The sequence below is a fragment of the Cutibacterium granulosum genome (genome assembly GCF_900186975.1).
In the GTDB taxonomy this organism is placed as follows: Bacteria; Actinomycetota; Actinomycetes; order Propionibacteriales; family Propionibacteriaceae; genus Cutibacterium; species Cutibacterium granulosum.
On sequence record NZ_LT906441.1, the window covers coordinates 532,671 to 558,884 of the forward strand.

A 26,214-nucleotide genomic window follows, 5' to 3' on the forward strand; every position below is an offset into this window, starting at 1 on the left:
TGCCGCCGGCTTGGCACGAGCCGGTCACCTCGAGACGGGGCAGACTGGGCGTGGGCAGCTTGGGCGTGGATCGCGCCGCGACTCAGGGCGACGTGGAGTTCTGACCCTCGGTTTCGCTGAATCCTGCGCAAACTAACCCTGCGCAGGGGCGCGTGCGCCGCGGGGCCTCCTTGACCACGGGGGCTGCGTTGGCCACGGGGGTGTGCAAGCGTGGCTGGTAGGGGAGTTGCCACCACACGCTCAGCGCACCAGGCCGACCTCGTGGGCCAGCAGCACCAGGCCCACCCGGTCGCGGCAGTCCAGCTTGCTCAACAGACGTCCGATGTGGGTCTTGACGGTGCCCTCGGCCATGTAGAGGGTCTGGGCGATCTCGGCATTGGTGGCGCCCTTGGCGATCTCCACCAGCACCTCGCGCTCCCGGTCGGTGAGCGAGGCGAGCCGCTCGTCGGCGGCATGGGGATCGGCGGGCAGGGTGGGCACGACGTGGTCGAGCAGACGCTTGGTGGCAGACGGTGCCACGACCGCCTCCCCGTCCGCCACGGAACGAATGGCCGAGAGCAGCTCGGCGGGGCGGGCGTCCTTGAGGAGGAACCCGGAGGCGCCGGCCTTGAGGGCAGCGTAGACGTACTCGTCCAGGTCGAAGGTGGTGAGGATCATCACCTTGGTGGGCAGGCTGGACGCGGCAATCCTGCGGGTGGTCTCCACCCCGTCCATCACCGGCATGCGGATGTCCATGAGGGCGACGTCCACCTCGGTGGTGCGCAGTTTCTCCAACGCTTCGGCGCCGTTCGACGCCTCACCGACAACCGCCATGTCATCCTCGGAATCGATGAGCATGCGGAACCCCGAGCGGACCAGGGACTGGTCGTCGACCAGGAGGACGCGGATGGGTTCGGCCATGGTGATTCCTCCCGGTGACTTCGTGGTTGGCGCCAGTGTATCTGCCTGGGTCACGATCTGGTGTGGTTCGTTGTGTCATGGGGTTCCATCGTGGTGCCCACCGTCACCTCTGGCACCGACGCTCGTGCGTGACGGCAGCCCAATGGGCCTGGCTGCAATGGCCGGCATGGGGAACCCGAACCCAGCAGTCCTCCCCGGTCGTCGCCGGGTGGCGGGCACCCTCAGGACAGGCTCGCAGGGGGCGTGTCGTGCAGGAACTTGTCGATCTCTGGATTCGCCGGATCGTACTGGTCGCCGCACCAGGTCTCGGCGAATTGTTCCAGCCGCTGATCGGTCGAGTGAAGGAGGAGAAACATCGTCACGCCGTCGGCAATCATGCCGAGGAGGACGAATGCGCGAGGCAGGTGCAGCAGGAACGCAAGGACGAACAGGATGAGCGCAGGCCACGTCGTCCCAAGCCACGCGATGGACATCTTCCTGGCGATGGCATTCGCCATCTCGTCGGCGTCAACCTTGCCGGTCAGCTTGGTGGGAAACGGACGCAGTACCAGGCCGAGGACCAACGTCACGAGCCAGGATGCGGCAGGGATGCCCAAGGACGTGCCCAGCGGCGCCTGGGAGGGCGGAAGGATTGCCCACGCCACCAGTCCGAAAAGCCCCAGCGACACAGCCAGGACGAGGACCACGCGATCCAGGTACCACACGGAGCTACGAGTCGACACAGATTGATGGTACTTCATACCCCGATCGTCCGAACATCCACTGCACGTGATGCCGTCGTGGTACTCGATCTGGGGTGTCCGCGTGAAGTTGGGAAAGCCCTGTCTCACCGCAACCGTGAGTCCGTCACGACCGGCAGGGTTGCCGCGACGCAGAAGCCACCTTCCTCACGTGGTCCCACGGTGAGCGCACCACCCATCGATGAGACGCGCTCCCGCATACCCTGCAGGCCGTGTCCCATCCCGTCTCCCTTGACCGCGTCGCCATAGCCGTCGTCGTCGATGCGCAGGGTGATGAGGCGTGGGCCGTAGTCGACGTCCACCGTCGCATGGGCGGTGGGGCCGGCGTGTTTGAGCACATTGGTGAGGGCCTCCTGCACCACCCGGAAGGCCGTCAGACCGATCGTCTGGGACACCTCGGGGCGTTGCCCGTGCACCTGCAGCTGCACGCGTGGTCCGGACTTCGCCACCAGCTCCGGGATGTCGGCCAGGCCGGGGGAGGGGGCGTAGTCGGCCTTGGCATCCGGGTCCTGACGCAGCACGCCGACGATGCGACGCATCTCGACCAGGGCGTCGCGTCCGGTGTCGGCGATGGTGTCGAGCACGTCGATGGCCGCCTCGGGCTTCTTCGTGGCCAGGGCCTTGCCGCCCTCGGCCTGCACGATCATCACCGACAGGGAATGGGCGACGATGTCGTGCAGTTCCCGGGCGATGTCGTTGCGGGTGCGTTCCTCGGCCATGCGAGCTGCCTGCTCACGCTCGGCGAGGATCGCCCGGAACCGCTGGGCCTTGGCGATGCGTTGCTGGGACTCGATGAGCGCCGCCTCACGCAGTCGTCTGCCCACCGCATAGGGGGTGACGACCAGGCCTAGACATACCGTCGTGGCGAGGAACCACATGACCCACGGGGTGCCGGAGGAGTCGTAGTCGGCAGCCAGAGTGTCCCGCCAGCGCAACGGCCCCAGAATGGCACCGATCGTGCCGAGCCACAGGATGATGCGTGACTGACGCCCTGCCGTCCACCGACCCACGGCGTACGAGGCGATCGGCACGGCAATGATCGACAGCACCGGGAACGGGACGAAGATGAGCTGGATGAGTCCGCCAACCAGCAGCAGGGCCATGAGCGCCCCCGGATGATCCCGACGCAGCAACAGGCTGAACACCATGATGATCGACGAGACGAGGGCGGCGACATATTCGGGGATCGGTGCCTGGATGCTTGCAGCCAGGTACGGCACGATGGTGAGGGTCGTCAACACCGTGATGAGGGTCATGTCGACCCACAGGGTCCGCTCCGGGTCGGTGGGGCGCCCGTCGTCGACGGTGGGGTTGAGCACCTCCTCCATCCCGGGGATCGACAACTGCTCCTCGGAGGATCGGTTCACCCCAAGACGCCCCAACCGGGCACGTACCGAGGACGTGGCTCGTCCGGAGGATCCCTTGGCCGGCGACTCCTGCTGGTCGGTTCTGCCCTGCTCCCGGGGAGCGCTGGGCTGGCCGGGCGGGCGGGAATGCGACTCCCGGGAGCGCGTGGCAGCCTCGTCGCTGCTGGGGGAGGATCCGGTGAGGTCGGCAGGGTCAGCAGAACCGCTCGTCTGGTCGATCCGGTTGGTTGCCATGGATTCCAGTTTATGTGGCCCCTGGAAGGTGGCAGGTCGTCGTGCCGGGACGGCTCGGCCGGCCAGCTGGGGGCCTGTTCGACACACCTTGTTCGACGCACCTCGGGCATGGGCTCCTGCTCCCCTGGATTCTGAGGGTCGGTGAGATGACCGTGGGGTCGGTGAGACGGCCGCAGCCTCTCCGGGCAACCCGTGCACCTGCACTGCAAGGCCCTTCGACCAATGATGGGGCCCTCGCAGGTGTGGTGGTCGCGGGCGTGGGGATTCACGGCCACCGATGTACATGGCCCTGCATCGCACCGCATAACATGGTGTCCATCACCAGCAATTCGGAGGACTCATGCGGATTCTCATCACCGGCGGAGCCGGCTACATAGGGTCGACGGTGGCCTCGGCCTGTGAGGAAGCGGGCCACGAGGTCGTCATTCTGGACGACTTGTCGGCGGGAAGACGCGAATTCGTCAAGGACCGGACCTTCTACGAGGGCGACATCGCAGATCAGCCCTTGCTCGACCGGGTCTTCACCGAGCAGGGCATCGACGCCGTCGTGCACTGCGCAGCTCGGATCATCGTCCCCGAGTCGGTCGCCGACCCGCTGGGCTACTACGAGAACAACGTCGGCAAGACGGTCAAGCTGCTGCAGGGTATGCAGCACAACGGCGTCAATCGGATCCTGTTTTCCTCCTCGGCGTCGATCTACGCCACCGACGACGAGTTCAAGGTGACCGAGGACTCCGCGCTGGACCCCGGCAGCCCGTACGCCACCACCAAGTTCATGGTGGAGCACATCCTGCGTGACGCCGCCCACGCCTCCGATCTCAAGGCCCTCAGCCTGCGGTACTTCAACCCGATCGGCTCGGATCCCAAGCTGCGTACCGGCCAGCAGATCGAACACCCCACCCACGTGCTCGGCAAGATGATCGACGCCTGGATGGAGGACTCCACCTTCACCGTCACGGGTGTCGAGTGGCCCACCCGAGACGGCTCCGGCATCCGCGACTTCATCCACGTCTGGGACCTGGCCCAGGCCCACGTCGCCGCCTTGGAGCACCTTGACGAGGTGACCGTCGACGAGCCCTACCAGGTGTTCAACATCGGCACCGGGAACGGCGTGACCGTCAAGGAGCTCGTCAAGGCCTTCGAGGAAGGTACTGGCAAGGCTCTCAATGTCGTCTACGGCCCACCACGCCCCGGAGATGTCGCCGGTGCCTACACCGTCTCACACCGTGCCAAGGACCTGCTCGGTTGGAGCGCGGAGTTGACCCCGGCCGACGGCATCCGTGACGCCATCGCCTGGCTGCCCCGTCGCAAGGAGATCTTGGGGTACTGATCTTCCGAATCCCCGACCTGTCACTGGCCTCGCACTCGTGCGGGGCCAGTGGTGTTTTCCCGGCCCGTGGTCCCAGGGCGGCCAGGCTCTTGTCGGTGCGGCTCAGCACCGCCGTGCACAGCTCGTCCTTTGGAATGACGTTGGGGTAGAAGGCTTCGCAGGTGACACCAGTCTCCTCGCAGGTCTCCTCGACGGTGGATCCCGGCACACCCATGCGGGCGAAGGTGGCGACGGGTATGACGCTCCTGGGGGACCTCGACCGTTGAATACGATGCTGTACCGGATTCGATACCGCATCGAATACATACTTGTATCGAGTGGTGTGCGGACGAGTTCATTGCGGGGTGATGATGTCCTCCTTCCTTCACGATCTTGGGGCCTGGTGCTTCCGCAGGGCCAAGACTGTCGTCGCCCTGTGGCTGGGCCTGTTGGTCCTGCTTGGGGTGGGGATGGTCGCCCTGCAGGGCGACTACGACGACTCCTTCACCATCCCGGGCGCCCCCTCCCAGGTGGCCTACGACAACCTCCGGGTGACCTTCCCGCAGGCCTCCGCGTTGAGCGCCAACGTCGTCATCACCGTGCCCGATGGCACCGACATCTCGTCGAAACCCATTCGTTCCCGGATCGAGAGAGGTGTCGAGGAGCTCAAGGACCTCAAGGACGTAACGGGGGCGACGTCACCGTGGAGCAAGTACGTCACCGGGATGGTCAACAAGGATCACACCGCAGCCGTCATCCAGGTGGAACTGGGACAGGTCAGCGCGGTGACCTTCCCCGATTCCGGGCGTGACGACCTGCAACAGGTGAGTCACGACATACAGGCTGACCTCCCGTCGGGGTCACACGTCCACGTTGGTGGCCAGGCCTTCGAGGCCATGCTGCCCTCCCTGTCGATCACCGAGGTCATCGGCGTCGGGGTGGCCCTCGTCGTCCTCGCCATCACCCTGGGATCCCTGGTGGCAGCCGGGATGCCGATCATCACCGCCGTCCTCGGGGTGGGGATCACGTACTCGATCATGGCGATCCTCACCCGGTTCACGACGGTCAACTCAGTCACACCGATGCTTGCCGTCATGCTGGGGCTGGCCGTTGGGATCGACTACGCCCTGTTCATCCTGTCGCGTCACCGCGACCAGTTGCGTGACGGCTTTGAGGTGCAGGAATCGGCCGCCCGAGCCGTTGCGACCTCGGGTTCGGCGGTGGTGTTCGCTGGGACGACGGTCCTCATCGCCCTCATTGGCCTGGCCATCGCCAACATTCCCTTCCTCACCGTCATGGGCGTCTTCGCTGCCATCGGTGTCGCTCTGGCGGTTGTCATCGCCCTGACAATGCTGCCGGCCTTCATGGGGCTCATGGGAGAGAGACTGCGCCCGTGGAAATCTCGTCGCGGACGGGGGTCGAAGCCAACTGCGATGGCAACCGGGGCGAACAGTGACGACAATGCCACAGCTGGTGGGGACGCACCGTCGACCAGCACCACTGCGGTTGGCAAGGGAGAACGCTCCGGCGGGATCTTCGGGTGGTGGGTGCGCACCGTCACCCGCGTCCCACTGGTGACCATCCTCGTCGTCGTGGTGGGGCTGGGGGCCCTGGCCGTTCCGATGAAGGACCTCCACCTCGGCCTGCCCACCGCCGCGGAACTGCCCGCCGACAACACCGCCCGTCAGACCTATGACGCCCTGGAGAAGAAGTTCGGACCAGGATTCAATGGCCCGGTCATTGTCACCGCCGACATCGTCACCTCCACCGACCCGATGAAGATCGTCAACGGGCTCAAGGCCGACATCGAGAAGCTTCCTGGCGTCGACACTGTCGCCCTGGCCGTTCCGAACCAGAACGCCGACACAGCCATGATCCAGGTGCTGCCGACCACCGGTCCCACCGACGAGGCGACCAGTGACCTGGTTCGCGAACTGCGCGACCACAAGTCCGAATGGCACGACAAGTACGGGGTTGACACCGCCGTCACCGGACTGACGGCCATCAAGCTCGACGTCTCCAACCGTCTGGGAGCCGCCCTGCTGCCTTTTGGAATCTTCGTCGTCGGGCTGTGCCTGGTGCTGCTGACGGTGGTGTTTCGGTCGATCGCGGTCCCCATCAAGGCAACTATCGGTTACCTGCTCTCGGTGCTGGCCGCCTTCGGAGCCGCGCAGCTGGTTTTCAACCGAGGTATCGGCCTGTCCGTGGTCAACCTCGACCGTCCTGTCCCGATCATCTCCTTCATGCCGATCGTCGTCATGGGCATCCTCTTCGGCCTGGCCATGGACTACGAGGTTTTCCTGGTGTCGCGAATGCGCGAGGAGTACATCCACACCGGTGACGCCAAGGGTTCGGTGATCAGGGGATTCATCGGTTCGGGCAAGGTCGTCACGGCAGCCGCTGTCATCATGGTCTCGGTCTTCGTCTTCTTCATCCCGGAGGGCATGAATGCCATCAAGGAGATCGCCCTGGCCCTGGCCGTCGGTATCCTCGCTGATGCCTTCCTGGTGAGAATGACCCTCGTCCCGGCAGTCATGAGCCTGCTCGGTGACAAGGCCTGGTGGCTGCCGACATGGCTGGATCGCCGCCTGCCCCGACTCGACATCGAGGGGGAGGGGATTGCCCACGAGGAGCAATTCGCAGAATGGCCCACCCCTGACCACACCGAGGCCCTGCACGCCGAGGGGATCGGGGTCGACGGTCTCTTCGCCGGCCTCGATCTGCACGTCGAGCCTCATGAGGTGCAGGCCGTCGTGGGTTCCCAGGACCCGGTCACGGCCGTGCTGCTCGCGGTCGGGGGACGACTTGCCATCGACCACGGTCGGATGAGGTCGGGCGGACGTCTCCTCCCGGAGCGAGCCTCCGCGGTGCGTCGGGTGGCGTGGCTCGTCGATGCCGCCGACAAGGACCTCACTGATGAGCTGCAGGCAGCCACGGCAGCTCTCACCCATCCACCGCGGCGCCCACCGCGTCTGTTCCTCATTGACCACGCTGATCAGATCGTCGAGCAGTTTCACCGCGATCAGCTGGAAGCCCTCATTCGCCAGGTGAACCAGGCCGGTGAGGCCGCCGTGATCCTGGGAGCCCAGCGAGCCGACCGCATCGACTGGCTGGAGCCACAGACAGTCCATGACCTGATCGATCAGCCCGAGCCGTCCCTCGGAGGTACCCGATGATGACCGAACGTTCCCACTCCACGATCAGGTTGCGGTGGCCGGCGGTGGTTGCCCTGATCCTCGTACCACTGTTGGTGGTGGCTGGTCTGGTTGGCACGACCTGGCGGACCACTGACCGGCTGGATCAGGTGAAGGCGGCGGTCGTCAACAAGGACAAGGCCGTCAAGGTCCGTGGACAGGTGGTTCCCATGGGACGCCAGCTCACCGCGGAACTGGTCGATTCCGGCTCTCCTGCCACCGACGGACACACCGTCGACTGGACCTTGACCGACGCTGACGGGGCGGCCAGGGGATTGCGAGATGGCACGTACTCGGTGGTCGTGACGATCCCGGAGTCCTTCTCGGCCGACGCCACCTCCTACTCGGCCAATGACGCCACCAAGGCCAGGCCGGCCCTCATCGACATCACCACCTCCCAGACCTCACCGGTCTCCGACACCACCATCGCGGCCCTCACTGCCCAGGTGGCGCGACGTTCCCTCAACACCACCCTGACCTCGGGGTATCTCGAGAACGTCTACATCGGCTTCAACCAGTTCGCCCAGCGGATGGGCACGATGGCCGACGCCGCCGCCAAGCTCGATGACGGGGCGACGAAACTTGCCGATGGCACGAAGACGTCAGCCGCCGGAGCGAGGACCCTGGCCACCGGCATGACGAAGCTCAGTGGTGGAGCCCGGCAGTTGCAGGCCAACGGGGGCACGCTCACTGACGGCGTCTCCCAGCTCTCGGGTGGCCTCAGCGCTCTGTCCGACAAGGGCAAACAGCTCAGTGACGGTGCGAATGTGCTGGCCAGCGGGGTGGCGACCTACACCGATGGCACCGGCAAGGTCGTCGACGGAATCGGTCAGCTGTCCGCTGGCCTGACGACGATGGACCAGAAGGTCAGCGCGGCCACCGGCAAGATCGACACCTCCCAGCTCAACCAACTCACCGACGGGGCAAGCCAATTAGCGGACGGCATCGACCAATTCACCGATGGCCTGGTCGGATATCGCACCGAGATTCGTCAGTACGCCTCCGGGGAGAAGACCGCCGAACTCAAGAAGGAGTCCTTGTCCAAGGGTGAGGCGGACTTCATGGCACGCTGCACCCAGAGGCACACCGCACAGGATTGTCAGAACCTGCTGCCTCTCGTCCGCGAGGCCATGACCGACGGGTACGCCCTCGGGGTGAGGGCTGGATCGGCGGTGGCCGTCAAGGCGATGTCCGTCAAGGACCCCAACTCCGGCATGAGCATCGACGACGGCATCGACCAGCTGGCTGACGGCTCCTCGCAGCTGTCCCAGGGTGTCGACAAGTTCACGGTCGAGATACGTACCGGACTGCCCAAGGTGGTCGGCCAGGTCGCCCAGCTGCGAGATGGCATCCATCAGATCGCCACTGGCGCCCAGACCTTGGCCGCCAAGTCCCAGCAACTCAAGGGAAGCGGGGCCAAGCTCTCCGCGGGGGCTGTGACCTTCGCCAATGGTGTTGACGCCTACACCGGCGGGGTCTCCAAGGCGGCCGCCTCGACCTCGAAGCTCGAGCAGGGAGTCAATCAGTACGTCGGCGGTGTGAATCACCTCTCTGACGGGGTGAGGAAGGCTTCCGCGGGGGTCGACACCTTTGCGTCCGGGATGACGAAACTCAATGGTGGGGCCCAGAGACTCACCGACGGCACTGGCACGTTCTCCGGTGAGCTTGCGGCCGGGGCCAAGAAGGTGCCGACCTACTCTCAGAATGACCGCACCAAGCTGGCTGACGTCGTGTCCGCTCCCGTCAATGGGGATGGGCCTGCCATTGCGACCTCGGTGGCCGCGGTGGCGGTTCTGCTCATCCTTGGTGCCTGGATCGCTGCTCTGGCGACCTGGCTGGTGGCTCGCACGATCCCCTCGGGGGCGCTGAGTTCCGCGCGCTCGACCCTGGGACTGCTGGCCCGGACGATGTCGGTCGGCGTCATCGTGACCGTCGCGGTGAGTATTGGCCTGACGGTCATCGGCGGGGTGGTGTTGGGTCTCTCGGTACCACGGTCGATCGGATTGGGAGGATTGCTGGTCCTCATCGGGGCGATGTTCGGCCTGATCAACCACGCCCTGGCCGCTTGGTTGCATGGCCTGGGGCGGCTCATCAGCGTCGTCCTGGTGACGGCGAGTGTTGCTGCCGGGCTGGCGAGCACCGTCCCCGCCCCGGTGCACGGGGTCGACGCCATCTCCCCGCTGCGACCTGCTTTGCAGGCGGAGCAGGCTGTGGTGGCCGGGAACAATCCCAGCTTCGGGTCCCTGCTGGCCGTTGTCATATGGGCGGTGGCGGCCCTCATCGCCAGTCTGCTCGCAGTGGGGCGACGGCGTCAGACCAGTGCCAGGGAACTGCTGACCGCCAGCGAAGCCTGAGCGACGGCAGCGATCTAGAGTGGCACCATGAACAAACCCCTCCTCGCGAGTCTTGCCGTCCTGGCTAGTGTCGTTGCAGTGACCGGCCGGATCCGCTCGGTGCGGAGGGGTTGGATCGACGAGGTGTGGCGATTCGGCATGGAGGGGATTGACGAGGGCCCCGACGACGAGCAGCGGAGTTGATCGTCGATGCCAGGCGGCCCCTCATTCGGTCCGGTCTCACTCAGTGCGTGCCAGCCCGTCATCGAGCACTCGGCCAAGGAGGGGACGGGTGCTCCACAGCCCCAGCCGCACCACCCCGGCTCCCAGCAGAATGGTGCCCACGATGGTGATCACCGCAACCGGCCTGGCGAGCAGGGCCATGCCCATCAAGGGAATGAGCAGCAGTCCGGTGGCGATGATGCCGATGGCCATGGCGAATCGCATTGGTGACAGGACCGTGATGCGTCGGGCCCTGTCCTGGGCGGCCAGATCCATTCCGACGACGTCCAGCCCCACCTCGACGCCGCGACGGTCGAGGATCGCGGCAGCCTGATTGACCCCCACCGAACAGGCGACGGTGGCGAAGACGATCGCCGAGTCGATCACCTGCGACCTCGCAATGGCGACTCGCTGTGCCTGGCCCCCGGAGAGCTGACCGATGCGGCGCTCCTCCATGCCAGCCAACCCCATGGAGCTGAGCCACTGGGCGGCATGGCGGATGGCCTCGTCCTTCGGTGTGCCATTGAGCATGAGGGGCAGCGCAGTGTTCTCCACGGCAGTGAGCTCGAGGACGAGCATGCCCTGCTGGAAGACGAACCCGAGGGATTCACGTCGCAGTCCGGCACGGTCCCCGGTGGTGAGGGACTCGACGTTGACGGTACGTCTGGGCAGGTTCAGCTCGATGCTGCCGGAATCAGCGGAGAGGATCCCCGACAGGCAGTGCAACAGAGTGGTCTTGCCCGAACCAGACGGTCCCATGACGGCGACCGACTGGCCGGCGGGGATGGTGAGGTCGACTGGTCGAGGGCACGGGTGGAGCCATAGGCCTTCGTCAGCGCCTGGGTGCGTAGCCGGGCACCGGGGGTGATGTCGGTCGGGGGAGCGTCTTGGTGCGGTGTCGTCAGCATGGCATCCGTTTTCTGTGGAGAACTCCCGAGGATCCATGGGTGCTACCACCGTGGGTGGCATGTGGGGTCGATGGCAACATCATTGCCACACGTCGATTCCAGGTTTGTCTGGCGGTCGACAGTTTTGTGGCTCCAACGAGGGCTGAGGGTGGTCGTGCCAGGACCAGACGCTGGCCTGCAGTGCCGCCCGACCGGCTGGGCAGAAAGCTGGGCGCAAAACTGCGGTGGCGGCGAGATGATCCTGGCCGCCGCCTGGCTGCTGAAGCCATGATGGTGCCCACGTCGTGACGGCAACGATGGTGACGAGGGCGATGCCGGTGTGGTAATTCTGCGCGTGCGGCGCTGTGTTGCCACGCCGCTTTACACGCGCCTCTGGTTCGACCACATTTGCCACAGCTGGGCGAACCGGCCGTCACCGCAACGCAGCTGCTCGGGGGGCCCGACCTCAACGATCCGGCCACCATCCATCACCGCGACCTCGTCTGCCATCGCCACCTGGGACAAGCGGTGGGCCACGACCAGCGCAGTCCGGCCGGTCACGACCTCGGCGGCAGCCCGGTCCAGGACGGCCGCACCGGAGCTTCCCGCCTCCGCGGTGGCCTCATCGAGGATGATGATCGGAGGATCTGCCAGCAGGGCACGAGCCAGCGCGACCTGCTGGGCTCGCGCCGGTGACAATCGCGTCCCCAAGCGACCCACCACGGTGTCGAGACCCTCGGGAAGATCATCGACCCAATCGGCACCGACCCTGGACAGGGCGTCCAGGACGGCCTCGCGCACCCGTTCGTCGGGCCAGTCCTCGGCCTGGACCGGCAGGCCCAGCGCCACGTCGTCGAGCAAGGTGCCCGAGAAGATGTGGATCTCCTGACTGACGAGCACCGTCCGGGCCAAGGCAGGCGTCATGGCGATCCTGCCCGACCGAGGCTCCAACAGACCGGCCACCAGAGCAGCCAGTGTGGACTTGCCCGCCCCCGACTCCCCGACGAGCACCGTCGTGTGACCGGCCGGAATCTCCAGATTCACCCGGTGCAGGACGTCTGGACCGTTCTGATAACCGAAGCTCACCTGCTCCACCCGCACCGACGCCGACCCTCGCGAGTGCTGCTGCGGGAGAGGCGGCTCGATCGGGCAACGATCACCTTCGCGGGCCTGTCCCAGCCTCAGCAGGGCTGGGTCGTGAGTGCCGTGATCGCGGTGGATCGATTCCCCTCGGGTCTCCTCCGGTGCTGCAGGCCAGCCATGTTCCGTCGTCTCGGACCCATCATGCCCTCGCCCTTCGGCCCCAGCATGAGCATGCGTCGTGGGCATGGCCTGTTCCGAGGCCGCAGGCTCCTCGGGACGCAGACAGATCACCCCGACCACCCGCTGCAGACACACCCAGGCGGCCTGCAGATTGTTGAGGAACATCAGCAGGAACCGCACCGGGGAGAACAATCGGAGCAGCACCAGGACCGCCGTCGCAGCCGCGCCGACGCTCACCCGATTCGTCATGACGAGCAGATACCCCGTCCAGGCGACGCCGATGGTGGCCACTGCCTCCCCGACGAGAAGTCGCACCGCCAAGGTGTTGCCGAGGAATCGCCCACGCAGACTCCATCGCACGGCCTGCCACGACCCGTCGGCCACCGTGTGCGTGCGCAGGCCCTCCACGCCGAAGGCGCGCACCGCGTCCAGCCCGTGGATCGTCGACAGGATGTGTTGCGACTGGGTCGTCGAGGCTCGTCTCTCCGCCTGGTACACCGGCTGCGCAGTGCGCAGGAACTCCCGGATCGCCAACCCGTAGAGCACCCCAGCGAGCACCACGGGAATGAAGAAGCACGGATGCAGGCTTGCCAGCGCCCCCACCGACACGATCACCATGATCATGGTGTTGACGAGCCGTGGCAGCGCCCCGTTGGCGGCATCCCGCACCGCAGTGACGTCGTCGGAGGCTCGCGAGACGAGGTCGGCGGTGCCGGCCCCCTCCACCCGCTGCTGGTCCAGCCCCAGCCCGACCGCAATCATCTCCTCCCGCAGGCGGGTGACGATGGTCGTGAAGAAGGACGGCGTGAGCGCCTGGGCGGCGCCGTTGCAGATCCCCGAACCGACGACTGCAGCCCCCATCACCAAGGCCGGTGTGAGCAGCGCGGACGGCGATTGGCGGGTGCGCGCAGCATCGATGATCCACCCAGTGGCCATCGGCACCGCCAGATCGAGGATGGCTCCCAGCGCCACCACGACGATGGCGGCGACGAAGTATCTGCGCACCCCCTTCGAGGTCCGGTGGACCTCTCGACGGACCTGCGCGGGGGTGGCCAGTGGCAACCAGTGCCGGGTGCTCATGACAACATCTCCCGGTAGCCGTCGTGACCCAACAGTTCCCGGTGCGGGGCACGAGCGACCAGGTGGCCGGCGTCGTCGAACAGCACCACCTCGTCCATGCGGTCCAGCAGGGCGGGAGAGGTCGTGGCGATGAGAGTGGTGCGCCCAGCTCGTAGCTCACCCATCCGTTCGGCGATGGCGGCGGTGGTGGCGGCGTCGATGCTCGTGGTGGGATCGATGAGAACCAGACCATCGGGGGCGTGGATGAGGGCGCGGGCCAGGGCCAGCCGCTGTCGCTGTCCGCCCGAGACGTGCCGACCGCCCTCCCCGACGCCGGTCTGCAGCCCATGCGGCAACTCGGCGATGGTGGTGTCCAGGGCAGCCGCCCGTACGACGGCGTCCAGCATGTCGTCCCTCGTACTGCCCAACATGATGTTGGCCTGGACGGTGTCGTCGAACAACTCCGGGGAGCGCGGTGCCACCAACACCAGGGCACGTTTGCGGGCCGGACCCAACTGGCTGGCCGGCACCCCGTTGAGGAGGGTGTGGGAACCATGCACGATGGCCTGTGCCAAGGCGTCACACACCTGTTGGGGGGCGACGATCCCCAGGTGCGCCCCGGGGGGCACGTCGAGCTGGAGACTCGGGTCCTCCACCTGGACGTGCAGGTGCACCGGGGTGCGCCCCGGGCGGTCGCCAGAACATGTGCAGTCAGGGTATGTGGGGTGGCTTCTCGGGCCCTCGCCGCCTTGACCACCCGGGCTCTCGTCGATCCTCGAGCTCCCGTCGGGACGGTCTGTGGAGGTGGGGTGCTCGTCGTCGGGATGGACCTGCCAGGCGACCGGGCTGTCGTGCAGCTCGCAGAACCGATCCCCGGAGGCATGGGCGTTGGCAAGCATCGTCGCGGTGTCGACACCGAGAGCTCGCAGCGGCGGCCCCAAGGTCTGGGCCAGCCCCACCACGGTGACGAGACTCCCGACGCTGATTCGCCCGTCCAGGGTGAGCCAGCCGGCCAACACCGTCAGGACGGTGATGAACACCCCCACCGAGGCGTTGACGGTGCCGGTGTAGACCCCCTTGACCCGACGGGTGCGCAGGGTGGCTGCCAAGCCCTCCCGGCTGGCGACCCGGAACCTCGCAGTGGCACGACGGGAGGCCGACAGCCCCTGGATGACGCGTAGCCCACTGGTGAGATCTGCCGCTGCCCCAGCCACGGCAGCCTCGGCCCGACGCTCACGACGAGTGCTGCGCTTGACCGGTGCCACCCCCTTGACCGACAGCAGGATGAGCAGCGGAATGGCGCACACCGTCGCCAGCACCAGCCAGCCGTTGATGAGTGCCATCGCGATGAGCGACCCGAACAGGGTGACGACATTGCCCGGTATGGACGTCAACGCGATGAAGGAACGGGAAACCGTCCGTACGTCGGTGACGAGGACGGCCAGCAGGTCACCGGGAAGACGTGGTGGGCCCCCGATCCCCTCCGGGGCAATGATGCGTTCGAGGGCCTGCACCCGAAGGTCATGCTCACTCACCGCGGCCCCGACGTTGGTCTGCATCCGCGCCGTCTGGGCCGCCGCACGGACCACGTAGGCCAGCGCCACCAGGGCCAACCACCCGGCCAGGGCAGTCGCGTCACCAGCCACGACCCCGTCGTCGATGGCGCGTCCCAGGACCATCGGGACACCGATGTTCACCAGGCTGACGAGGGCCGATGCGATGGATCCGGGTCTCAGCCAGTGTCGTCCGTCATGGGCCATGCGCCGGATCAGGGCACGTCCGTCGTGGGTCTGGCTCGTGTCGATGAGGGGATCGTCGATGGCCGGTGGGGTCTGCCCGGGGATGCGGGGCAGCCACCGTACTCTCGGGTGCCAGGAACGGTGCGGGGAACGAATCACACTGCTCCCGGACCATCGGATGAGCTGCCGACCGTACTCGCGTCACTGAAGCAGCCCACACTCCCCATCTGCTCGGGGTGGGTGCAGTGTCCGGGATCCATGGTTTCCACGGGCCTCATCAGCTCCTCTGCTCCCAGGGAGTTGTCGGATCCGGTGACCCCACGGACTCCAGGGGACGCCGTCTCATACGGTGCGGCAGCACCAGCCGGGCTGCCTGGGCGAGGTCGTCGGTGGAGATCTGGGTGCGTGCCTGCCAGGCCGCCAGGGTGCGTGCCGCCCGTACCATCATGATGTCGGCACGGTGACCGTCGACGTGGGCGTTGAGGCAGGTGTGCGACACCGTCATGAGGGTGTCGTCGTCAATGACCACCTGGTCGACGAGGCCACTGGCTCGTGTGATTCGTTCACTCATCTCGTGGCTGGCTTCCTCCCACGTACGTGTGAATCCTGCCGGGTCGTCCTCGAAGGCCAGCCGGCGCCGGATGACCTCGACACGCTGGTCGAGATCGTCCTCCCCGCCGACGGTGACACACAGTCCGAACCGGTCGAGCAGTTGGGGGCGCAGCTCGCCCTCCTCGGGATTCATGGTACCGACCAAGGTGAATCTCGCCGGATGGGTGACACTGATTCCCTCCCGCTCGACGGTGTTGACGCCCATCGCGGCGGAGTCCAGCAGCAGGTCGACGACGTGATCATCGAGCAGGTTCACCTCGTCGACGTAGAGGATCGCCCGGTGCGCCGCAGCCAACAGACCGGGCTCGAAGCGACGTCGTCCCTCCCGCAGGGCCGTCTCCATGTCGAGGGTTCCGGTGACGCGGTCCTCGGTGGCTCCCACCGGCAGCTCGACCACGGGCACCCGGACGGTGCGCGGCTCGGGCATGGTCTCGGGCACTCCGAGCTCGGCAGCGTGGACCGGATACTCCTCGGGGGACAGGTGGTAGGCCCCGGGAACCTCCTGGTGCTCCGGGAGCAGGGCTGCCAGGCCACGTACCGCCGTGGACTTCGCGGTTCCTTTCTCGCCGCGGATGAGCACCCCGGACAGATCGGGGCTGATCGAGGCGAGGATGAGGGCCAGCTTCATCTCCTCCTGTCCGACGATGGCGCAGAAGGGGTAGACGGGGCGTTGTGCCATGTCAGCGGTCCTTTCGGGGTTGGGTCGGGTCGAGTTGGGAGACGACGTTCACGAGGTCGTCGGCACGTAGGTCGTCGATGCGCAGGCAGGGTCCGCCCAGGGCCGTCGCAATGTCGTTGGCCCTGGACAGTTGGATGCCGCGGGGGTCCTCAGTATCGATGACGACCCAGCTGAGACGCCGGTCGGCGCCGATCTCGTCCGCTACTTTGAGGGCTTCGTCGGTGGCGCGGGAGTTGGGTTTGCCGTCCAGGCCGACGTTGCCGCGTCCGTCGGTGACGAGCACCAACAGCGGACGCAGACCGGGGTCCTTGAGCAGCAGGGGCCGGACGACCTCGCAGGCCGTTACGAGCCCAGCCGCCAGAGGAGTGCGACCGCCGACGGGAAGCTCGGCCAGGCCGCGTTGGGCCACCTCCACCGAGGAGGTCACCGGGACGAGCACCTCGGCCCGGTCGCGGCGGAAACCGATGAGGCAGACCCGGTCACGCTTGACGTAGGCGTCGAGCAGCAGGGAGAGGATAGCCCCCTTGGAGGCGGTCATCCGGCCCCGTGACCCCATCGACCCGGAGGCGTCGACGACGAGGATGACGCAGGAGGCCGACCGTCCGGTCCTCACCTTGGCCCGCCAGTCACCCGGCTCGACGTGGACCGCCATCGCGGGACGACTCGGGTCGGCTCGGCGTGACCTCTGGTGCACCGCGGCGGCACGCAGGGTGGCGTCCAGGGCGAGATCGTCGGGACGGTCGGTGGGGCGGGACGAGACGTAACGGCCGCGACGACCCTCGCTACGGGTGCGCAGGCGTCGCCCCGAGGCCCGTCGGGAGAGGCGATCCTGCTCGGGTTCCAGGGGGCGCACGGCGAATGCCTCACCCAGGGCGGCCACCTGGTCGCTGCCGGGGGATGGGTTCTGGGTGTTGTCGCGATTGGCGTCACGCTGGCCCTCGGACTGTTGGTTCCCGTCCGCCAGGTCGTCACCGGGGTCGTTGTCCTCGGCACTGCCGTGGTCATCGTGTGCGTGATCGCCCGGTGTGCCACCTGAGGTGGCAGCATTGTCGTTCCCGTGCAGATTTTCCACGTCTGGGTCGGGGCCCTGCTCCGAGTTCTGAGGTGGATCGGTCTCCTCGGTGGCGGAATCGGGATTGTGGGAGGGGTCCTCGGGCGGGTCCGGGTGGTTCTCGGGGTGCTGGTCTCGCGGTGGGGGAGGGTCGGCCGGCGTCTCGTCACGTCGGCGGTGTCGCAGCACCATCTCGCTGATCGCCAGCACGTCGTCCTCGGTGGCAGTCCTGCGGCCGGCCAGGGCGGCGTGGGCACGGGTGGCCTCTGCCATGACGACGTCGGCCCGGTGTCCGGCGACGTGGCTGTGTCGGCACAGCGAGCCGATGAGCTCGGTGACGGTGCGGTTCAGCGCGATCTGGTCGACGATGCGCTGTGCCCTGCCGATGGCCACGGCCTGACGTTCCTGGTCGTCCTGCCAACGGCGTGCGAACCCAGTCGGGTCGGCGTCGTGGTCGAGGCGACGCCGAATGATCTCTGCACGGGCCTCCGGGTCGGCCTCGCCGTGCACTTCGACGCACAGTCCGAATCGGTCGAGCAGCTGGGGTCGCAGCGCTCCCTCCTCCGGGTTCATCGTTCCGACCAGGACGAAACGGCTTGCCAGGGCAGCTTTCAGCCCCTCGCGCTCGACCCGGACGGTTCCGGCGCACGCGTCGATGACGAGGTCGACGAGGTAGTCGTCGAGGAGGTTGACCTCGTCGACGTAGAGCACCCCGCCGTCGACCTCGCTCAGCAGGCCCGGCTGGAGTACTGGCCGGCCCGACGTCAGGGTGGCCTCCAGGTCGAGTCCTCCGACGAGACGATCCTCGGTGGCGCCCAGGGCCAACGTCCTCATCACCTGACTCGGCAGCAGCTCTGCCAGACCACGGACCACCGTCGACTTGGCCGTCCCCTTCTCCCCGCTGAGCAGCACCCCGCCAATGCGCGGGTTGACGGCGCACAGCAGTAGGGCGCTCCTGGCCTCGTCCTGCCCGACGATGGCGGTGAAAGGGTAGGTCATCAGGCCAACCCCAGCCCGGCCAGGTCGAGCCCACCATCAGCGGTCACGGACGCAGAGCGCGTCGCAGCGGCGGACGGGTGCGGGTCGTCGGAGACCTCCTCGATGGTCCCCTCGATGTCGGCATAGGTGTCCTGCAACTCCTCGACGGTGCCCGGGTCGGCCTGCCAGACGTTGCGCTGGGCAGCGTCAAGGAGCTTGTCCACGATGTTGTGCAGGGCGTGCGGGTTGACCTCGTGGAACCACTCCTGCATCGCCGGGTCGAGGGCATAACGACGCGCCACCTTCTCCCACAGGCCGTCGTCGACGACGTCGGCGGTGGCGTCCCAGCCGATGAGGATGTCGAGCACCTTGGACAGGTCCCCGGCTCCCTTGTACCCGTGACGTTGCAGACCCTCGATCCACGACGGGTTGAGGATCCGGGAGCGCAGGATGAGCCTGGCCTCCTGCGTGGTGGTGCGTGTGGCGATCCGGGCGGGATCGGAGGAGTCACCCACGAACGATATCGGTGCCTCACCGCGCACCGTCGTCGCAGCGGCGATGAGCCCGCCGTAGTAGTTGTAGAAATCGGTGCAGCTGAGCATGTCGTACTCGCGGGTGTCCTCGTTCTTGACGGTGACGTCCATCCGTGACAACGCAGCGGTGAATCGCTCGGGCTCCACGTCCCCGAACACCTCCTCGCCGTAGGCGTGGGAGGAGGCCGCGATGTAGGCACGACCCAGATCGGCCTTGTCCCGCCACGCCTTGGTCTCGATGAGTTCCTCCACACCGGCGCCGTAGCCACCGGGTGGGCAACCGAAGACACGTAAGGTCGCCTTGCGACGGGCCTGCTCGACGTCGATCCCGCGAGCGATCATGTCGGCGACGTCGGCCTCGACGTGGGCACGCAACAGGTTGTCGTCGCCATCCTCCGGCAGGGCGGCGACCATCCGAACCGCCCGGTCGACCATCTCGACGAGGTTGGGGAAGGCGTCCCGGAACAGCCCGGAGATGCGCGGGGAGACGTCGATGCGAGGACGTCCCAGTTCATCCGGGTCGATGATCTGCAACCCGCTGACAAGGCCTGATGACTCCCAGACCGGGCGCACCCCCATGAGGTACAGGATCTCGGCGATGTCGGCCCCGCCGCTGCGCATGTTGGCCGTTCCCCACACCACGACACCGACGGTGCGCGGCCACGGCTGGTCGGGGTGGGCCTCGGCGTACCCGGTCAGCAGCTGCTCGGCGAGCTTGACCCCTTCCCGCCAACCGGTTGGCGTCGGCATGGTCTCGGGGTCGAGGGAGAAGAAGTTCCGTCCGGTCGGCAGGATGTGGGCGTTGCCACGGCTGGGCGCTCCCGACGGTCCGGGGGAGACGAATCCACCGTCCAGGGCCGTCATGATCGACTCGATCTCGTCGGTGGTGGCGTCCAGGCGCGGCATGAGGTCGGTGGCGACCCAGGTGAGGGTCTCGACGACGTCACCGTGCTCGGCGCCGAGCTGTTCTCGGCACAGCTGGGCAGCCAGGTCGTGGGCCCTTTCGGCGTCGAAGCATCCACCGTGGTGACAGGCGACGACCGGGGCCAGCAGGTCGACACATTGTCGGTGAGCGGCTTCCATGATCTCGCGTCCGGTCAGCCCGTCAGGCAGGTCAGCGGTGAGGGTGACCGGCTCGCCCGCCTTGACACTGACCTCGTCGAGACTCGCCCCCCAGGCATCCAGCACCGCCTCGCGCAGCGACGGCACTGACCCATTGGGCTGACGGGTCAACTGGGCGACGTACTCCACCTCGGCCGTGGCGGGGTCGTCCTGGCTGGCGACGAGCTGTCCGAGGACGTGCAGACCGTCGGAGATCTCACGGTCCTGCAGCTCGAGCAGGTGGTGATGGACCTTGTCGAGCAGCTCGACGGGGTCTGAGTCGACGTCACCTGCGGTCAGCCCCAGGTCGGTGTCCAAGCCGGCCTCGACGACGGCGTCCCACACCTGCTCGGCGACGAGGCGGGCGCGCTGCGGGCTCTGTGACTGCGCCCCGGCGTGCTCACGCAGGATGCGGTCGATCTCGGCGGTGGAGTCGTACAGGCCGGCCTGACGCATGGGTGGGGTGAGATGGTCGACGAGGGCGGCGGCACTGCGCCTCTTGGCCTGGGTGCCCTCGCCAGGGTTGTTGATGATGTAGGGGTAGATGTTGACCATCCGGTCCAGGGCTAGCTCCGGGTAGCACTTCTCGGACAGGCCCAGCCCCTTGCCGGGAAGCCATTCCAGGCTGCCGTGGGTGCCCACATGGATGACGGCGTCGGCCTTGAAAACGTCACGGATCCAGCGGTAGTGGGCCAGGTAGTGGTGCGGGGGAGGCAGCACCGGGTCGTGGATGGCAGAGTCCGTGACGGCCTCGAACGTCCCGCGCGGTGGCTGGATCGTCAGCAACACGTTGCCGTCGAGGTGCCCGGCGAAGGAGAACTCGTCGTCGTGGACGAAGAGGGTGCCCGGATGCGGCCCCCAGTTGCGGTCCATGCACTCGCGCACGGAGTCCGGCAGCCCCCGGTACCAAGGACGCGAGGTTTCCAGATTGGCGTGGGCCTCGGCCCTCTCGTACATCTGCTCGGGGGTGAGCCAGCGCTGGTCGCAGGTCAGGCACGACAACAGCACCTGGGCGATGTCGTCGCCGGTCTCGAACTGTTCCGGGACGTCGTACCCCTCCTCGCCCATCCGAATGAGCAGCTGACGCACCGACTCGAAGGTGTCCAGACCGGAGGCACAGCCGATGCGGTCATTGCGTGGCGGGTGGTGGTGGAAGACGATCGCCACCTTGCGCTGGCCGGTTGGGGTGCGAGCCAGCCGGGCCCAGGACAGGGCCAGCTCTGCCATCGCCTGCGCCCGGCCCGGGACCGGGACCATGCGGGGCACGACGGCTCCGGTGAGTTCGTCGACCTCGTCGGCCTCCCGGGTGGCCAGGAGTTTGGTGATGAGGGCGCCGTCGAACTCCGGCTGCGCGGCCTGGGTGGCGACGTCCATCGATCCCATGCCCTGGGCGGTGGCCTGCCAGGCAGCTCGTGGGGCGTAGGAGGTGAGGGCGTGCAGCACACTCACCCCCAGATTCGGGTAGGCGTCGGCATTGGCGGGGACGCCAGCCGTCATGGACATCCCGTGGACGTCGACCAGGGTGTCGACGACACATCGGCCCTCGTCGTCACGCAACAGATTCTCCAGAACCTGCGCCATGCCGGGGTTGCCGCGTCGCGCGTCGGGCAGCCGCAGGCAGAAGAACGGCACCGTGTTGGCGTCGAGCTCCTCGACGGCGGTGACGAGGGCCTCGATGTGGGCCGTGTTGTGCTCCAGCCAGTAGCTGCGTGGGAAGGTGATCCCGACGGTGGGACGGTCGGGGTTCAGGTGCTGCCGATACTCGGCGAGGCTGGTGAACAGGCCGTGACGCGGATGCCAGATTCCCTCGGTGGGGGCGGGGACGACGTCGGGGATCGGGGCCGAGCCTCCGTGCACCCGGTCGACGAGGACTCGCAGTGCTGACTCGACGTTGACCGGTCCGTTCATCCCCAGTAGTCCGACGAGGCCCTGCCAGGTGCCGTCGTCCAGACCACTGGCCCAGTCCTGGGCGGCCAGCAGCCCATCGTCGTCCCCGGAGGTCGGCTGGACGTGGATCCACGGCAGCGGCAGTCCGCGGGAGCGGCGGCTCTGCCAGGCCTCGACGAGGTCCGACCACGCCGGGCAGGAGGCCGTCCCACCGTGCAGGCTCAGCACGACGGCGTCACTGCGAGCGGCTGCTCGGGCGAAGGCGCGGGACAACTCCGGATCGAGGAGCTGGTCCTTGGTGCGGCCGAAGAGGGTGACGTTGATCCCGTCGGCACGCATCCGAGCCAGGGCCTGGCTGACGAGGGTGAGTTCCCCTCCGGTGGCTGAGAAGAAGCACAGGGTGGTCATGACGCGATCTCCAGACGGGCAAGGGTGTCGTCGATGAGGCAGGTGAGCGGGGTGTGACGGTGTTCCGGGTCGGCCAACGCATTCGCCTCCACCCGGGACGGGCAGTCGCCGGGGCACCGGTCCGCCAGGGCGCAGCGATGACACGGTCCACGCAACGTGTGGACATCGTGCGCGAAACGACGCCTCAAGCCATCCCAGTCGACGTCGTCGATGGTTCCGACCCGGGACGCCACGTCTCCGACGGCCTGGGAACAGGGGTAGACGCTCCCGTCGGGAGCCACCGCCAAGGATTCGCCGACCGCCGCATGACAGTACGGTCGGTTCGGCATTGCCAGTGGCAGAAGTGTTCGCCCGGACGGGTCGACCACGTCTGCGTGGCAGTTGACGTCGTTACGAACAGGATTGCCACGAGGGCTCGACGTGCCGGTGTGGCTCGAATCGTCGGCGGGTGTTGGTGTGCGGATGCAGCAGGGGTATGTGGATCGGATCCGGGACGTTTCCCCGGTGGCTGGTGGACGCGGTTGTCCTGGCCCGGGGCGAGTGGGACCGCTCGGCGCGTGACGCAGCGCTGCCCGAACGGTCTCCAGCTCACGCCAGCGCAACGGGTCGGCCCGCATCGCGTTGACCTGCGCGAGGCATCGGTGCAGGGCGGTGATCCCCGCGACGACGGCCTCCTCGGACGGAACCAGATCTTCCCGACCTGCAGCGCTGCCGATCGGCACCAGTGGGTCGAGTCCGAACCCGGTGACATTGGGAAGTCCGCCCAGGGTGACCGCCAGCTCACCCAGGTGGTCGACGTTGAGGGCCGAGAGCACCGTCGTCACTCGCACCGGGACATCGGCTCCAGCCAGCTCAAGCAGGCTCCGGAAGGTCTGTGCTGCCGACCCACGCGCCTGCTCCTGCACCGGTGGCGGCCCGTCAAGACTCACCCCGACACGCACCCGATGGCGTCTCAGCATGGCGACCATGTCGCCATCGAGGTGGGTGGCATTGGTCTGGATGCCGCAGGTGACCCGCCCGCCTCGAATGGCTGCGACCCGGCGGGCGACGTGCTCGACGAGGTCCGGCACCAGGGTCGGCTCCCCGCCGGCCAGCTGGACGTGGGCAGGCCGACCGGTGCCGCGCACGCCATCGGCGACGAGATCCAGTGCCGCGTCCGCCACCTCGATGCCCATCCGGCCGCCTCGGCGGTTTCGTCGGTAGCAGTACGGGCAGGCGAGGTCACAGGCGGCTGTGGGCCACAGCACGAGGTAGCGGACGGTCATGACCGACTCCTTGCGTCTGGTGGGTCTGCGTCCATTCGATGAGCCGTGGAACGTCCCGGGTCGGGGGCGGTGGCCGTCTCCTCTCCAGCGGCCCCCTGCCCGGCGATGTTGCACCCTCGCCCATCGTCAGCCGTGCCTCGTCCGAGCTGCGCCGACGTGCCTCCCCGGCCGCGGTGGGAAGCGCAACAGCCCTCCCGGTGCGAAACGAGAAGCTCGTACAGGTCGGCCAGGGTGGACAGCACCGTGCCGTCCACCTCCCAGCCGCCCGCAACGACGCGTACCGTGAGTGGGGTGGTGCCCTCGTCGGTACTGCCCGTACCGGCACTGGTCAGATCGGTGCCCGTGGTGGCGAGGGATTCCTCCACCACTCGATACCCAGCCCGTGCCAAGGTGTGCCGGGCCAGGTCGGCGTCCGTGCCTGCTCCGGCGACCACTGCCCTCGGGCGCCCCTCGTCGGACTGCCAGAAGGTGAGAGTGCGGAGATCGAAGGTGATCCCCTCGGCCCGGAAGGCCTCCTCCAGGCATCCGTCCCGGGCCAGGTCCTCCGGGGCCCCGATTGTCACGTCGGTGCCACGCCCAGCCACCCACAGGGTGTCGGCGTAGCGCATCACCGCCTCGATGTCATGGCTGCACACCACCACCGCGATGCTGCGTGCCGTGCACACCTCGCGCAGCATACCGAGCAGGGCGATCCTGCCCGGCGGGTCGAGGAAGGAGGTCGGCTCGTCGAGCAGCAGGATGGATGGCTCCTGGGCCAGGGCGCGGGCCACCATGACCCGTTGACGCTGACCGTCGGACAGCTCCCCGATGAAGGCTTCGGCCAGATCGGCAGCGCCCACCGCCCGCAGCGACTCGTCGATGACCGCATGGTCATGAGGTCGCAGCCGCCCACCGATGCCCGAATGTGGATGACGCCCCAGCGAGACGACGTCGCGGCAGGTGAGCCGGGCCACCGACACCCGGTCGGTGAGGACGGTCGAGAGGGCCCGGGCGACCTGACGGCGCGACATCCGTGACGTCGGGGTGCCGTTGACCTGCACTTCGCCGCCGAGGCTCGGCTGCAGCCCGGCGACCGAGCGCAACAGGGTGGACTTTCCGGCACCATTGGGCCCCACGAGCCCAATCATCTGCCCGGCACCCACCGCGCCCGTCACCCCCGACAACACCGTGGTGACGTGACGCCCCGAACGGTACCCGACCGTCAGGTTCGACAGTGTGAGACCGGTCATGTCGCCTCCGCCTCCCGGTACCAGCGCACCAGGATGATCATGACGACCGGCGCCCCGAACACCGCGTTGACGGCATTGACGGGCAGCACGTCGTCGCCGGGCAGCTGTGCCAGGATGTCGGCCATCAATGCCAGGGATCCGCCGGTGAGGATGCATCCGGGCAGCAGATGACGATGATCGGCCGTTCCCAGTACCCCACGCGTCAGATGTGGGATTGCGATGCCCAGGAAACTGATCGGCCCGCAGAACGCGGTGGCCGCCCCGGCGAGGATCGCGGTGCTCGCCACCAGCAGGGTGCGCACCACCTTGAGGTTCATTCCCATCGTCTGGGCGTAGCGTTCTCCCAACAACAAGGCGTTGAGCGGCTTGGCGAGCAGCAGACTGGCCAGGATCATGACGATCATGATCGGCACCATGGCTCGCAGGTTCTGCCACGTCACGCCGTGGTAGCTGCCGAACTGCCAGCGGGTGTACTGGGCGATGAGCTCCGGGCTGGCCCGCGACAACAGCACGGTGACCCCTGACGAGACGAAGTACCCGATCATGACGCCGAGCAGCAGCAGGATCGTCGAGGAGTGGATGAACCGGCCGGCCAGCATGACGATGAGCAGGACGACGGCTGCCCCCAGTGCCGCGGCGACCATGACCAACAGGTCCGGCCCGATTCCCAGCCCGGAGGCGAAGCTGGCCGCCCCCGCCGATGCCGAGGTGGACAGCACCACCAGGGCAACGCCCAGACTGGCACCCGAGGAGATACCCAGCACGTATGGGTCGGCCAGTGGGTTGCGGAACAGGGTCTGCATCTCCAGCCCGGACACTCCCAGCGCCGCCCCGACGAGCAGGGCGGTGATGGTACGAGGCTCGCGGACGTCGCGGATGATCGTCATCGAGACTGGGTCGACGTCGGTGCCACCGGTGAGGATCGTCATGACGTCACCCAGCGGGATGTTCACCGATCCCAGCGCCAGGCCGGCCAGGGTGACGGCGAGGAGGATCGTTGCGAGGATCGTGAAACGCACCGGCAGTGGCAGCCCGCGTCGTCCCTGCGTCTGGCGGCTCCGCACATCCCGGTGATCCCGCACGTCCCGACCCCGCCCATCCTGACCTCGTACGTCCCGGCCCGGTGCCTCTCGGTTCTGTGGCGTCTCCTGGTGGCTGTTCCACCAGGTGCCCCTGATCCGCTCGCCGTGTGTCTCGTGACGTCCGTGCCTCCCGCGACGGCCC

Annotated in this window: 13 protein-coding genes and 5 pseudogenes; 4 read left to right on the top strand and 14 right to left on the bottom strand. The window is 67.4% G+C overall.

Annotated elements, in window-relative coordinates:
- Window positions 1–240 precede the first annotated feature (240 nt).
- From CKV91_RS02290 to CKV91_RS02300, 3 genes are all read right to left on the bottom strand, one after another.
- Entirely contained in the window at window positions 241–900 is a 660-nt protein-coding gene (locus CKV91_RS02290; RefSeq protein ID WP_095140936.1) for a response regulator, read from the bottom strand.
- Window positions 901–1,121: 221 nt separating this feature from the next.
- Window positions 1,122–1,640: a hypothetical protein gene (locus tag CKV91_RS02295; protein WP_065860793.1), complete on the bottom strand. Its 519-nt coding sequence runs from the start codon at window positions 1,638–1,640 to the stop codon at window positions 1,122–1,124.
- 86 nt (window positions 1,641–1,726) lie between these two features.
- The gene (locus tag CKV91_RS02300) at window positions 1,727–3,241 is read right to left on the bottom strand and encodes a sensor histidine kinase (protein WP_021105305.1); all 1,515 of its coding nucleotides are present in this window, start codon (window positions 3,239–3,241) and stop codon (window positions 1,727–1,729) included.
- Window positions 3,242–3,581: 340 nt separating this feature from the next.
- Between CKV91_RS02300 and galE the strand changes: the two genes are divergently transcribed.
- The 4 genes from galE to CKV91_RS09455 all read left to right on the top strand — a co-directional run bounded on the left by galE (window position 3,582) and on the right by CKV91_RS09455 (window position 10,281).
- Window positions 3,582–4,571, top strand: a complete 990-nt coding sequence (gene galE / locus CKV91_RS02305) for a UDP-glucose 4-epimerase GalE (RefSeq protein WP_021103691.1) — start codon at window positions 3,582–3,584, stop codon at window positions 4,569–4,571.
- A gap of 347 nt (window positions 4,572–4,918) precedes the next feature.
- Window positions 4,919–7,726, top strand: a complete 2,808-nt coding sequence (locus CKV91_RS02310) for an MMPL family transporter (RefSeq protein ID WP_065860779.1) — start codon at window positions 4,919–4,921, stop codon at window positions 7,724–7,726.
- The gene (locus CKV91_RS02315) at window positions 7,723–10,098 is read left to right on the top strand and encodes a YhgE/Pip domain-containing protein (protein ID WP_065860778.1); all 2,376 of its coding nucleotides are present in this window, start codon (window positions 7,723–7,725) and stop codon (window positions 10,096–10,098) included. Before CKV91_RS02310 ends, CKV91_RS02315 begins: the two co-directional genes overlap by 4 nt.
- Window positions 10,099–10,125: 27 nt before the next feature.
- On the top strand, window positions 10,126–10,281 hold the full coding sequence (locus tag CKV91_RS09455) for a hypothetical protein (RefSeq protein ID WP_169712409.1): 156 nt from the start codon (window positions 10,126–10,128) through the stop codon (window positions 10,279–10,281).
- Between the two features lie 36 nt (window positions 10,282–10,317).
- Here CKV91_RS09455 and CKV91_RS09690 read toward each other — a convergent pair.
- From CKV91_RS09690 to CKV91_RS02365, 11 genes and pseudogenes are all read right to left on the bottom strand, one after another.
- A pseudogene (locus CKV91_RS09690) lies at window positions 10,318–10,665 on the bottom strand (ABC transporter permease); the annotation flags it as partial.
- Window positions 10,660–11,207: pseudogene (locus CKV91_RS09695) on the bottom strand (ABC transporter ATP-binding protein); the annotation flags it as partial. The pseudogenes CKV91_RS09690 and CKV91_RS09695, both read right to left, overlap by 6 nt.
- 360 nt (window positions 11,208–11,567) lie before the next feature.
- Entirely contained in the window at window positions 11,568–13,529 is a 1,962-nt protein-coding gene (locus tag CKV91_RS02325) for an ABC transporter ATP-binding protein (RefSeq protein ID WP_231933804.1), read from the bottom strand.
- Window positions 13,526–14,197: pseudogene (locus tag CKV91_RS09975) on the bottom strand (ATP-binding cassette domain-containing protein); the annotation flags it as partial. The gene CKV91_RS02325 and the pseudogene CKV91_RS09975, both read right to left, overlap by 4 nt.
- A 111-nt stretch (window positions 14,198–14,308) precedes the next feature.
- A pseudogene (locus CKV91_RS09980) lies at window positions 14,309–15,268 on the bottom strand (ABC transporter transmembrane domain-containing protein); the annotation flags it as partial.
- 256 nt (window positions 15,269–15,524) lie between these two features.
- Window positions 15,525–16,538 carry an ATP-binding protein gene (locus CKV91_RS02335; protein WP_065860777.1) on the bottom strand — a complete coding sequence of 338 codons (1,014 nt, stop codon included), beginning with the start codon at window positions 16,536–16,538 and terminating at the stop codon, window positions 15,525–15,527.
- Between the two features lies 1 nt (window position 16,539).
- A complete protein-coding gene (locus tag CKV91_RS02340; RefSeq protein ID WP_065860776.1) occupies window positions 16,540–18,588 on the bottom strand; it encodes a magnesium chelatase subunit D family protein in 2,049 nt (682 codons plus the stop codon).
- Window positions 18,588–22,496, bottom strand: coding sequence for a cobaltochelatase subunit CobN (gene cobN, locus CKV91_RS02345; RefSeq protein ID WP_065860775.1), 3,909 nt, complete (start codon window positions 22,494–22,496; stop codon window positions 18,588–18,590). Before cobN ends, CKV91_RS02340 begins: the two co-directional genes overlap by 1 nt.
- Window positions 22,493–23,671 carry a radical SAM/SPASM domain-containing protein gene (locus tag CKV91_RS09705; protein WP_331712745.1) on the bottom strand — a complete coding sequence of 393 codons (1,179 nt, stop codon included), beginning with the start codon at window positions 23,669–23,671 and terminating at the stop codon, window positions 22,493–22,495. Before CKV91_RS09705 ends, cobN begins: the two co-directional genes overlap by 4 nt.
- 281 nt (window positions 23,672–23,952) lie before the next feature.
- A pseudogene (locus CKV91_RS02360) lies at window positions 23,953–24,990 on the bottom strand (ABC transporter ATP-binding protein); the annotation flags it as partial.
- Window positions 24,987–26,168: a FecCD family ABC transporter permease gene (locus CKV91_RS02365; RefSeq protein ID WP_197691376.1), complete on the bottom strand. Its 1,182-nt coding sequence runs from the start codon at window positions 26,166–26,168 to the stop codon at window positions 24,987–24,989. The gene CKV91_RS02365 and the pseudogene CKV91_RS02360, both read right to left, overlap by 4 nt.
- Between the last annotated feature and the right edge of the window lie 46 nt (window positions 26,169–26,214).

What these genes read in the sequence shown, in the direction of transcription:
- CKV91_RS09705 (WP_331712745.1), bottom strand. Translation starts at nt 23,671, where the DNA reads ATGGGCATCGAGGTGGCGGACGCGGCACTGGATCTCGTCGCCGATGGC.
- CKV91_RS02290 (WP_095140936.1), bottom strand. Translation starts at nt 900, where the DNA reads ATGGCCGAACCCATCCGCGTCCTCCTGGTCGACGACCAGTCCCTGGTC.
- CKV91_RS02310 (WP_065860779.1), top strand. Translation starts at nt 4,919, where the DNA reads ATGATGTCCTCCTTCCTTCACGATCTTGGGGCCTGGTGCTTCCGCAGG.
- CKV91_RS02340 (WP_065860776.1), bottom strand. Translation starts at nt 18,588, where the DNA reads ATGACCTACCCTTTCACCGCCATCGTCGGGCAGGACGAGGCCAGGAGC.
- CKV91_RS02295 (WP_065860793.1), bottom strand. Translation starts at nt 1,640, where the DNA reads ATGAAGTACCATCAATCTGTGTCGACTCGTAGCTCCGTGTGGTACCTG.
- CKV91_RS02325 (WP_231933804.1), bottom strand. Translation starts at nt 13,529, where the DNA reads ATGAGCACCCGGCACTGGTTGCCACTGGCCACCCCCGCGCAGGTCCGT.
- galE (WP_021103691.1), top strand. Translation starts at nt 3,582, where the DNA reads ATGCGGATTCTCATCACCGGCGGAGCCGGCTACATAGGGTCGACGGTG.
- CKV91_RS02315 (WP_065860778.1), top strand. Translation starts at nt 7,723, where the DNA reads ATGATGACCGAACGTTCCCACTCCACGATCAGGTTGCGGTGGCCGGCG.
- CKV91_RS02300 (WP_021105305.1), bottom strand. Translation starts at nt 3,241, where the DNA reads ATGGCAACCAACCGGATCGACCAGACGAGCGGTTCTGCTGACCCTGCC.
- cobN (WP_065860775.1), bottom strand. Translation starts at nt 22,496, where the DNA reads ATGACCACCCTGTGCTTCTTCTCAGCCACCGGAGGGGAACTCACCCTC.
- CKV91_RS02335 (WP_065860777.1), bottom strand. Translation starts at nt 16,538, where the DNA reads ATGGCACAACGCCCCGTCTACCCCTTCTGCGCCATCGTCGGACAGGAG.
- CKV91_RS09455 (WP_169712409.1), top strand. Translation starts at nt 10,126, where the DNA reads ATGAACAAACCCCTCCTCGCGAGTCTTGCCGTCCTGGCTAGTGTCGTT.